The organism is Mesorhizobium sp. M5C.F.Ca.ET.164.01.1.1 (genome assembly GCF_004792125.1).
GTDB classification, from domain to species: Bacteria; Pseudomonadota; Alphaproteobacteria; order Rhizobiales; family Rhizobiaceae; genus Mesorhizobium; species Mesorhizobium wenxiniae.
On record NZ_SRTG01000180.1, the window covers coordinates 1 to 388 of the forward strand.

Annotated in this window: 1 protein-coding gene; it reads left to right on the forward strand. The window is 64.7% G+C overall.

Going from position 1 to position 388, the window contains the following annotated elements; genetic code table 11:
* Positions 1-388 (forward strand): LLM class flavin-dependent oxidoreductase (locus EN807_RS33015; protein WP_135937977.1); only part of this gene is annotated, 388 nt, incomplete at both ends.

Below are 388 nucleotides of genomic sequence, written 5' to 3' on the forward strand. Positions count from 1 at the left end.
CAACAGCCCCATCCTCCACTGTGGTTCGGAGGTTCGTCCGACGCCGGCATTGCGATCGCCGCCAAGCACGTGGACGCCTATCTGAGTTGGGGCGAACCGGTGGACCAGCTCGCCGAAAAGATCGGGCGGGTCAGGCAGGCCGCAGCGGCGCAAGGCCGAACGATCCGCTTCGGCCTTCGCATCCATTTGATCGTTCGCGAAACTGAGGATGAGGCCTGGGCCGCCGCAGACCGACTGATCAGCCGCGTCACCGACGACCTGATCGCCGAGGCCCAGAACGGATTCGTCAATATCTCGGAATCGGTTGGACAGAAGCGCATGTCGGCTCTGCATCAGGGTCGACGAGACCGGCTGGTTGTCGGTCCGAACCTGTGGGCCGGACCCGGGC